The sequence below is a fragment of the Archangium gephyra genome (assembly GCF_049060025.1).
Classification (GTDB): Bacteria; Myxococcota; Myxococcia; order Myxococcales; family Myxococcaceae; genus Archangium; species Archangium gephyra_A.
In genome coordinates, this window is the sequence record NZ_JBMEQQ010000002.1 from 6473086 (window position 1) to 6482500 (window position 9415).

Genomic DNA, 9415 nt, shown 5'->3' on the forward strand with positions numbered 1-9415 from the left:
CCGGCTCCGCCAGCAGGCGCGCACGGGCGCGGGCGAGCTCCTCGGGGGGCGCTCACCCAGGGCGATCCTCTCGAGAAGCCAATCTGGGGTGCGGGTGGGGGAACGCATGCGGCCTCCTGCCGGGGAAGGGAACACCGCGCCCGCTTCCGGCTGTTACCTCCTCTTTTCCATTCCCCGCTTTTCTTCCCCCGCGAGGCCCCAACCGCTTGCTCCCCCAACTTTCGAGCAGGCGCGCGGCGCCTCCGGGCCTACCGGGGGAGACACCGTTGTTGACTGCCTGGGAAATCGAGCAGCCCGTGCTTTTTGGAGTGAACCGACCCGAGTACCGTGCCCCCTGTCTCCCCCCATCGCGATCTCCATCCGTGAACACAGAACACCCTTGTCTCGCTGCGCGAGTCGTATCTCTCCGCACAACTCGCGGGAAACCGCCGGGAAGCCCTGCGCCTGCTGGTGGATGAGGGCATCCTCCGAGGCATCCCCCTTCCCGCCCTGCACCTGGACGTCATCCAGAAGGCGCAGTGGGAGATCGGCCGGATGTGGCAGGAGAACGAAATCTCCGTGGCCCAGGAGCACATGGCCACGGCCATCTCCCAGCTCGCCCTGTCGCACCTCTACCGGCACCTGCAGAGAGATGAGCCCAACGGGCGCACGGTGATGGTGACGTGCGTGGAGGGCGAGCTGCACGAGCTGGGCGCCCGCATGGCGAGCGACTTCCTGGAGATGGCGGGCTTCGACGTGCGCTTCCTGGGGGCCAACGTTCCCACGGAGCACCTGGTGCGCGAGGTGCTCGGGTCGAAACCCGATCTGCTGGCGTTCTCGGTCACCATGACGTACCACCTGCCCGCGTTGCGCAAGGCGGTGGCGGCGGTGCGCGAAGCCACACCCACGTTACCGATGGCCGTAGGGGGGTTGGCCTTTACCTGGGTGCCCGGGGTGGAGGCGGAATTGGGAGTCCCCTTCTTCGGCAAGGACGCGCGCGAGCTGGTGGCGGCGGCCTGCAGGATGTTCGAGGTTTGAGCATGCAGTCGTTGGCCCGTGAGGTGGAGCGCCGCATGCAGCGGCTGGCCGAGGCGTCCGTCTCGGAGCTCTACGACGACCCCTTCTGGTTCGCCCGCTACGGCGAGGACCGGGCGCGGCGCTTCGGTGGGGAGGACGCCGTCTTCCACGTGCGCTACCTGGTGCAGGCCCTGGAGGCGAAGGACGCCGGGGTGATGGAGCGTTACGCGCGCTGGCTGCAGGGGCTGCTGGTGCCGCGCGGCATGAGCTCGCGCCACATCGCCGCGCACTTCCAGGGGCTGTACGGCGCGCTGGTGCGCGAGGGCCTGACGCAACCGCCCGAGGCGCTGGAGTACGTGCGCGCGGCCGAGTCCGCGCTGGTGTGGCCCGAGGGCCCCGCGCATGCCGTGCACGAGGCCCTGCCCCGGCTGGTGCCGCAGGCGCTCGGCGAGCTGTCGGCGCGCGAGGGGCCGCTCACCCGGGGGCAGGAGATCCGCCTGGGAGACGAGCTGCTGTTGCAACTGTCCTACCTGATGGACGCGCTGGGCGCGCAGCGGCCGGGGCTCTTCGTGGAGCACGTGCGCTGGTACGCGGGCTTCTGGCCCCGCAGGGACTTGCGGTGCAGCTACCGCGGGCTGCTGGAGGCGCTGGAGGCGGCGCTGGCCCGGGATGTCACCGTCTCGGAGATGCCCCGGGTGACGGTGGCGACGGGGCTGACGGCCCTGGAAAAGGAGCAGTCATGACGGCGTCCGTCCCGGCGTCCCTGTGGCACTTCCTGAGCCGCGAGGTGGCGCTGGTGTGTGATGCGTCCGGCACCCTCACCTGGTTGGATGACCGCGCGGTGCGGTTGCTCGAGGCCTCCCCGGGCCAGTCCCTGCGCACGCTCGCGGCGCAGGGCACCGAGGACAAGGTGGACCGGCTCATCACCCTGGCCTGCGACGAGCGGGTGGAGCGCTGGGAAATCATCCTGTGCGTGGGAGGCATGCCGCGCACCTTCGCCTTCCGGGGCGCGCCGCACGAGGGCGGCTCGGCGCTGGTGGGCAGCCTGGTGACGGAGGACTACGCCGCCTCGCTCTCGCAGGTGAGCGAGACGATGAGCGAGCTGGCCTCGCTGCACCGCGAGACGGAGCGCCAGCAGCGCGAGCTCAAGCGGCGCGCGGACGAGCTGTCCCGCATCAACCGCGAGCTGGAGGAGTCCCACCACGGCGTGCGCACCCTGCACGCCGAGCTGGACGAGAAGACGGAGAGCCTGGTGCGGGCCGCGGAAATCAAGAGCCGCGTGGTGGCCAACGTGAGCCACGAGTTCCGCACCCCGCTGCACTCCATCCTCGGCCTGGCGCGGCTGCTGCTCAACCCCGCCAACGGCTCGCTCACCGTGGAGCAGCAGAAGCAGGTGCAGTTCATCCGCTCCTCGGGCGAGGCCCTCTTCGAGCTGGTGAACGACTTGTTGGACCTCTCGAAGATGGAGTCCGGCAAGGCGACGCTGCGGCCGGTGAGCTTCAGTGTCAGCGGCTTCCTGGGCGCGCTGCGCGGGATGATGAGGCCGCTGGTGCCGGCGGACTCGGCGGTGGAGCTGCGCTTCGAGGAGCCGCCGGCGGACCTGGTGCTGGAGACGGACGAGGCCAAGGTGAGCCAGGTGCTGCGCAACCTGGTGTCCAACGCGCTGAAGTTCACGGAGAAGGGCCACGTCACGGTGTCGGCCGGGCGGGGGCCGGAGGACACGGTGTGCTTCCGGGTGAGCGACTCGGGCATCGGCATCGCGCCGGAGCACCACGCGCACATCTTCGAGGAATTCGCCCAGGTGGAGAGCCCGCTGCAGAAGCAGGTGAAGGGCACGGGCCTGGGGCTGGCGCTGTCGCGGCGGCTGGCGGAGTTCCTGGGTGGCAACCTCACGGTGCACAGCGCGCCGGGCCGGGGCTCCACCTTCACCTTCACGCTGCCCCGGGTGCACCCGGAGGTGGCGGAGATGGTGGGCATGACCGAGCGCAGCCAGCACCTGGAGCCGGGCCGCGCGCCGGTGCTGGTGCTGGAGGACGACCGGCAGACGCTCTTCCTCTACGAGAAGTACCTGTCGCGCTCGGGCTTCCAGGTGCTGCCGGTGCGCACGGTGGAGGAGGCGCGCCGCACGCTGCAGCGGGTGCGCCCCGCCGCGGTGGTGATGGACGTCATGCTGGAGGGCGAGACGAGCTGGAGCTTCCTCTCGGAAGCTCAAGAGCAACGAGGCCACGCACGACATCCCCGTCCTGGTGGTGACGCTGATGGACCGGGAGCAGAAGGCGCGCGCGCTGGGCGCCGACGAGTTCTGGCTCAAGCCGCTGGGCGAGGAGCAGCTCTTGCGCAAGCTGGCGGCCATGGCGCGCGCCGGGCCGGTGCACAAGCTGCTCATCATCGACGACGACGACGTGCACCGCTACCTGCTGCGGCAGTTGCTCAAGGACACGCCCTACCTCCTGTCCGAGGCGCGCACGGGGCCCGAGGGCATCCGGCTGGCGCGGGAGCAGACGCCCGACCTCATCTTCCTGGACTTCGTGCTGCCGGACATGACGGCCTTCGACGTGCTGGACGAGCTGAAGGCGGATCCCCGCACGCGCGACATCCCCATCATCCTCCACACCTCGCGCCAGTTGCAGGAGGAGGAGCGGCAGCGGCTGGAGAAGGGGACGTCCACCATCCTGTCCAAGCACACGCTGAGCCGGGAGGTGGCCATCACGCGCATCCGGGACGCGCTGCACAAGACGGGGCTGGGCACCGACAAGGGAGAGAGCCGCCGTGGCTGAGCTGACCTTTTCCGCGACGATTCTCAACGTCAACGACGACGACGCGACGCGCTACCTGTCGACGCGCACCCTGCGGATGGCGGGCTACCGCGTGCTGGAGGCGGCCACGGGTGAGGAGGCGCTGAGGCTGGCGGTCCAGGAGCGTCCGGACGTGGTGGTGCTGGACGTGAAGCTGCCGGACATCAGCGGCTACGAGGTGTGCCAGCGGCTGAGGGCCCAGCCGCACACGGCCTCCATCGCGGTGATGCACACCTCGGCCACCTTCGTCACGCCGGACAAGAAGGTGCGCGGGCTGGAGGGCGGCGCGGACGCCTACCTCACCGAGCCCTTCGAGGGCGAGGAGCTGATCGCCACGGTGCGCTCGCTGTTGCGCATGCGGCGCGCGGAACAGGACTTGAGGCGGCGCGCGGAGCACCTGACGGAGGCGGACCGGCGCAAGGACTTGTTCCTGGCCATGCTGGCGCACGAGCTGCGCAACCCCCTGGCGGCCATCACCACGGCGGTGAGCATCCTCGAGCGCCGCGCGACGGTGGACCCGAAGGACGGGAGGATGGTCTCCATCATCCAGCGGCAGACGAATCACTTGGCGCGGCTGGTGGATGACTTGCTGGACGTGAGCCGGCTGACGCGGGGCAAGGTGGAGCTGCGCCAGGCGCGGGTGGACCTGCGGGGCGTGCTGGAGCAGGTGCTGACGGTGTTCCGCCCGCAGGCGGAGGGCAAGCAGTTGAAGCTGGAGTCGAGCCTGCCGCCGGTGCCGCTGTGGATGGAGGCGGACACGACGCGGCTGGTGCAGGTGTTCACCAACCTGCTGGACAACGCGATGAAGTACACGAACGAGGGAGGCTCCATCCTGGTGAAGGCGGAGCGCCTGCTGTCGGAGGACGGGAGCGCGAGCGCGCGGGTGCGGGTGAAGGACACGGGCATCGGCATCCGGGCGGAGGTGCTGCCGTCGGTGTTCGAGCTCTTCTCGCAGGCGGACGAGTCGCTGGAGCGCACGCGAGGAGGCCTGGGCATCGGGCTGACGCTGGTGCACAATTTGGTGGAGATGCACGGGGGCCGGGTGGAGGCGCACAGCGAGGGCCCGGGCCGGGGCAGCGAGTTCGTGGTGTGGCTGCCGTTGCTGCCGCAGGTGGCGGACGCGGAGCAGGAGGTGGTGCTGCCGGAGCTGGTGAAGCGGCGGCGGCACATCCTGCTGGTGGAGGACAACTCGGACGCGAGGCAGGCGCTGCAGGAGCTGTTGGAGACGTGGGGCCACCGGGTGGAGGTGGCGGCGGATGGGCTGAGGGGCTTGGAGCTGGCGGTGCAGCGCACGCCGGAAGTAGCGCTGGTGGACATCGGGCTGCCGGGGCTGGACGGCTACCGGATGGCGGAGGAGCTGAGGGCGAAGATGGGCCGGGGAATCCGGCTGGTGGCGCTCACGGGCTATGGAGGGACGGACGACCACACCCGGGCGCGAGAGGCGGGGTTCGACCTGCATCTGGTGAAGCCGGTGAAACCAGACGATCTGAGCCGCCTGCTCTCGGAGCTGTAGCCCCTCCACCCCACTGCGCCACAACCCCTCTCCCTCCGGGAGAGGGACGGGGTGAGGGTGCCCGGGCCCGTGTACCCGCCGTCCTGACACGGAACACGCCGCTCAAGCAGGCACATCCTTCTCGTCTGGCAGGGCCCTCATGGACGCCAGGAACGCATCCAGGCTCTCCGCGACACACGTGACGTTGTCATCATCCGGAGGCTCGCCCCCCCGGCCTCCCACTCGTGGTCCCAGAAGTACACTCCACCGTACTCGGGCCCACGTACCTAAGCCTCCATGTAATCGAGCAGGTTGTCGTGTTCACCTTCGTGTATGCCGAGGAACCGGTCCACCATCTCCCATCTGCCTTCCATCCGGAACGTATCTGGAATGGGCCGACCGTCACTGCGGGCGAGCAGGAAGGCCCGATAATCCTGCGGCAGTTCAATGGCCAACCTGGTCTCGACCTGCTCAAGCTGCCTCGGAGACGAGGGGGCATACGAGTCCTCGATGCTCATACTCATTCGCCCGCCTCCAATGCTTTCTGAGCCGCATGCCCTCCCGTATGCGAAATTGCACGATGGCGGTCCGTGGGAACGAGTTGCATCGGCCTTCCATCCTGATGATGGTGCCAAGTGTATCCGGTGAGAGTGTGCTTGAAGCCCGCTGCAGCGTTCGCTGCCACCGCATCCCGCTTGCGATCTCCAGAAAAGGGAATTCCCACCGTCTTGAGGGCATAGGGAGAGAAGTCCGGAAGTGATAGCTCGCCGCGCCCCGTCTGGACGGGCGGGATGATCCCGCCGGGCACCGACGCAAGGAGCGGCAGTGTCAGTCGGAGCTGGATGGGAGCGTGACGGTGCCGGGAGTCTCGCTGGTGGCGAGCGAGGCGCGCAGCAGGTAGCGCCCCCCCCCCGGCGTCGGCCCTCGTCGCCACGCCAGCAACGTCGGCTCCGACCCCCCCAAGCCTCTCCACCACCGCCTTCAGCGTGTCGCCCTTCTCCTGCGCGTACGCCAGGTAGCGCATCGCGAACGCGCACAGCGGCTCCGGGAATGGGCCCGAGCCTGCATTGCGCCCCGCTCGCAGCCGCTCCACCTCCTGCCGGAACTGCTCCAATTCCTTCTCCACGTGCACCTCCAGGTTTGTGGCCTGGAGGTCTCACGTTGCCACCCCTCTCGTCATGACGGGGTCCGGCGAGCAGTTACCGCTGAAGGACTTCGGCTTTGCCTCGCGGGACGGGGAGGTGCCGCGTCGCGGCCGCTCACCCCTGAAATTGAGCGACGACAACGGACGCATTCTGGAGCTTGAGTGGCAGCAGGGGGGAGACTAGGTGCTACGAGAGCCTGGAAACAACACTTGGCTCCGCTTCGTCTCCCTGCCGGCCTCTCCCGGGACGCAAGACAGCCCCGAAGCCATTGCGCGCCTGATCGACCTGGCCCGCCCCCCGGCAGCGGCAGGTGCGCCTTCCACCCGGAAGCCATGCGGCGAGCCTCGAGCAAACCCGACGTCTCGAGCCCTCCGAGAGGGGAGCAGCTCGTCAGGCTCTACCTGGGACAGGGGAAGACGAGCGCATCAGCCCGGCGGCACCTGACTGGTTGGAGCGGTTCTTCGGACGGGACGTCTTGGCCAGTCCCTGCCGAGGAGAGCAGGCCGGAGGGGTTCATCTGCCTGGGGTTGCCGCGTTTGCCCCAACGACGGCAAGGACTCGGGACAATGCCACCGGTGCAGGGGCTGACAGCGGGGCTTCGCGCTGCGCCGGCATGAGCAGGCGCGCGGTAGCCCGCAAAGGCGAAGGCCCCGAGTCCTCACGTGTGTGAGGACTCGGGGCCTTCAAAAAAAATCCGGCAGCGACCTACTCTCCCGCGCGGTTTCCCGCGGAGTACCATCGGCTCTGGAGGGCTTAACTTCCGTGTTCGGGATGGGAACGGGTGGGACCCCTCCGACATTGCCACCGGAAAACATGTGACTTAGTGCATACAAAGGGTAGTTTTCAATTTCTAGCTGGAGAAGCTGGTGCCTTCTTCCGGGCCCGGCGCCGCTCTTCGGGAGCGCGCTCGGGGCCTCGACCTTGGACTCGAATCCCTTGTTGCCCCCCCCGTTGAGGTGGAGCTCGTGAGAGATTGAGGTAAAGTAAGCCGCACGACCAATTAGTACCGGTTAGCTCAACGCGTTACCGCGCTTACACACCCGGCCTATCAACGTCGTAGTCTTCGACGGGTCTTCAGGGGCTTGCGCCCGGGATACCTGTTCTTGAGGTCGGTTTCCCGCTTAGATGCTTTCAGCGGTTATCCAATCGACACATGGCTACCCAGCGATGCCTCTGGCGAGACAACTGGTACACCAGCGGTGTCTCCAACCCGGTCCTCTCGTACTAAGGTCAGAGCCTCTCAAGTATCCTACGCCCACAGCAGATAGGGACCAAACTGTCTCACGACGTTTTGAACCCAGCTCGCGTACCGCTTTAATTGGCGAACAGCCAAACCCTTGGGACCTGCTCCAGCCCCAGGATGCGATGAGCCGACATCGAGGTGCCAAACCTCCCCGTCGATGTGAACTCTTGGGGGAGATAAGCCTGTTATCCCCGGAGTACCTTTTATCCGTTGAGCGATGGCCCTTCCATTCAGGACCACCGGATCACTATGACCTGCTTTCGCACCTGCTCGACCTGTCGGTCTCGCAGTCAAGCTCCCTTATGCCATTGCACTCGACGCCCGGTTTCCAATCGGGCTGAGGGAACCATCGCGCGCCTCCGTTACATTTTGGGAGGCGACCGCCCCAGTCAAACTACCCACCAGACAGTGTCCCAACTCCCGCTAAAGGAGCATGGTTAGACACCAGAATCCGACAGGGTGGTATTTCACCGTTGCCTCCACCGAACCTAGCGGCCCGGCTTCAAAGGCTCCCACCTATCCTACACAGTCGAACCCTAGTGTCACTGTCAAGTTGTAGTAAAGGTTCACGGGGTCTTTCCGTCTTGCTGCGGGTAAACTGCATCGGCACAGCTATTTCAATTTCGCTGAGTCCCTCTCCGAGACAGTGCGGAAGTCGTTACTCCATTCGTGCAGGTCGGAACTTACCCGACAAGGAATTTCGCTACCTTAGGACCGTTATAGTTACGGCCGCCGTTTACTGGGGCTTCGGATCATCGCTTCGCCTTGCGGCTGACGAATCCCCTTAACCTTCCAGCACCGGGCAGGAGTCAGACCCTATACGTCGGCTTCTTGCCTTCGCAGAGTCCTGTGTTTTTGGTAAACAGTCGCTACCGCCATTTCTCTGCAACCTCTCTCGGCTTCGGCTGTACGCCTACACCTACCAGAGGCCCACCTTCTTCCGAAGTTACGGTGGAAATTTGCCTAGTTCCTTGGAGGAGAGTTCTCTCAAGCGCCTTAGGATTTTCTCCTCACCCACCTGTGTCGGTTTGCGGTACGGACACCCTGTAGACTCCCCGCGGAACTTTTCTTGGAAGCCGAGCATCAACGACTAATCCCTTGCGGGACGCCATGGGGTCTCGGGGATAGCTGCCGCGCCTTTTCATCGTACGCGACACCCCTACGCCTTTGGACTGGCACAACCACCGGCCAGCTCGTCTAGCTTTCTCCGTCCTTCCTCGGTTCAACGTCTACAAGATGGCGCAGGAATATTAACCTGCTTTCCATCACCTACGCCTTTCGGCCTCGGCTTAGGTTCCGGCTAACCCTGGGAAGATTAACTTGACCCAGGAAACCTTGGGTTTACGGCGAGGGGGTTTCTCACCCCCTTTATCGCTACTCATTTCGGCATCAGCACTCGCAACCACTCCAGCAGCCCTTGCGGTCTACCTTCGCCGTAGTTGCAACGCTCCCCTACCACTGCATGCGCCTGACGCATGCAATCCGAAGCTTCGGCGCTAGTCTTGAGCCCCGTTACATTTTCGGCGCGGCCTGTCTCGACCAGTGAGCTATTACGCTTTCTTTAAAGGATGGCTGCTTCTAAGCCAACCTCCTGGTTGTCAATGACCTGCCACATCCTTTCTAGTGTTCACTTAGACTAGACTTGGGGGCCTTAGCTGTCGGTCTGGGTTATTCCCCTCTTGCCAATGGACGTTATCACCCACTGACTGCTTCCCGGGCTAACAATTACTGGCATTCGGAGTTT

At 66.0% G+C, this 9415-nt stretch carries 6 protein-coding genes, 2 rRNA genes and 1 pseudogene (1 of these 9 cut by a window edge); 5 read left to right on the top strand and 4 right to left on the bottom strand.

The genetic code is table 11. The features are described from left to right. Window positions 1-450 precede the first annotated feature (450 nt). The 5 genes and pseudogenes from ACN28I_RS28060 to ACN28I_RS28080 all read left to right on the top strand — a co-directional run bounded on the left by ACN28I_RS28060 (window position 451) and on the right by ACN28I_RS28080 (window position 5304). Window positions 451-1017, top strand: coding sequence for a cobalamin B12-binding domain-containing protein (locus tag ACN28I_RS28060; RefSeq protein WP_420945000.1), 567 nt, complete (start codon window positions 451-453; stop codon window positions 1015-1017). Window positions 1018-1019: 2 nt separating this feature from the next. After that, window positions 1020-1739, top strand: coding sequence for a hypothetical protein (locus tag ACN28I_RS28065; RefSeq protein ID WP_420945001.1), 720 nt, complete (start codon window positions 1020-1022; stop codon window positions 1737-1739). A 350-nt stretch (window positions 1740-2089) separates the two neighbouring features. Continuing rightward, window positions 2090-2881: pseudogene (locus ACN28I_RS28070) on the top strand (sensor histidine kinase); the annotation flags it as partial. A 466-nt stretch (window positions 2882-3347) separates the two neighbouring features. Next, the gene (locus ACN28I_RS28075) at window positions 3348-3773 is read left to right on the top strand and encodes a response regulator (protein ID WP_420948729.1); all 426 of its coding nucleotides are present in this window, start codon (window positions 3348-3350) and stop codon (window positions 3771-3773) included. After that, the gene (locus tag ACN28I_RS28080) at window positions 3766-5304 is read left to right on the top strand and encodes a response regulator (RefSeq protein WP_420945002.1); all 1539 of its coding nucleotides are present in this window, start codon (window positions 3766-3768) and stop codon (window positions 5302-5304) included. The genes ACN28I_RS28075 and ACN28I_RS28080 overlap by 8 nt, the downstream gene beginning before the upstream one ends. Before the next feature lie 266 nt (window positions 5305-5570). On the opposite strand, the gene ACN28I_RS28085 is transcribed toward ACN28I_RS28080, so the two are convergent. The 4 genes from ACN28I_RS28085 to ACN28I_RS28100 all read right to left on the bottom strand — a co-directional run. Then, complete coding sequence (locus ACN28I_RS28085; RefSeq protein ID WP_420945003.1) at window positions 5571-5801, bottom strand: SMI1/KNR4 family protein; 231 nt, start codon at window positions 5799-5801, stop codon at window positions 5571-5573. Between the two features lie 2 nt (window positions 5802-5803). After that, on the bottom strand, window positions 5804-6409 hold the full coding sequence (locus ACN28I_RS28090; protein WP_420945004.1) for an HNH endonuclease: 606 nt from the start codon (window positions 6407-6409) through the stop codon (window positions 5804-5806). Window positions 6410-7120: 711 nt separating this feature from the next. Beyond that, a 5S ribosomal RNA gene (rrf, locus tag ACN28I_RS28095) occupies window positions 7121-7237 on the bottom strand. A 170-nt stretch (window positions 7238-7407) separates the two neighbouring features. Then, window positions 7408-9415 (bottom strand): 23S ribosomal RNA (locus tag ACN28I_RS28100); it runs 961 nt beyond the window's last position.

Bases quoted from the DNA above. Each gene is read 5' to 3' on its own strand.
- ACN28I_RS28065 (WP_420945001.1), top strand. From the start codon at position 1,020: ATGCAGTCGTTGGCCCGTGAGGTGGAGCGCCGCATGCAGCGGCTGGCC.
- ACN28I_RS28075 (WP_420948729.1), top strand. From the start codon at position 3,348: ATGGCGCGCGCCGGGCCGGTGCACAAGCTGCTCATCATCGACGACGAC.
- ACN28I_RS28085 (WP_420945003.1), bottom strand. From the start codon at position 5,801: ATGAGCATCGAGGACTCGTATGCCCCCTCGTCTCCGAGGCAGCTTGAG.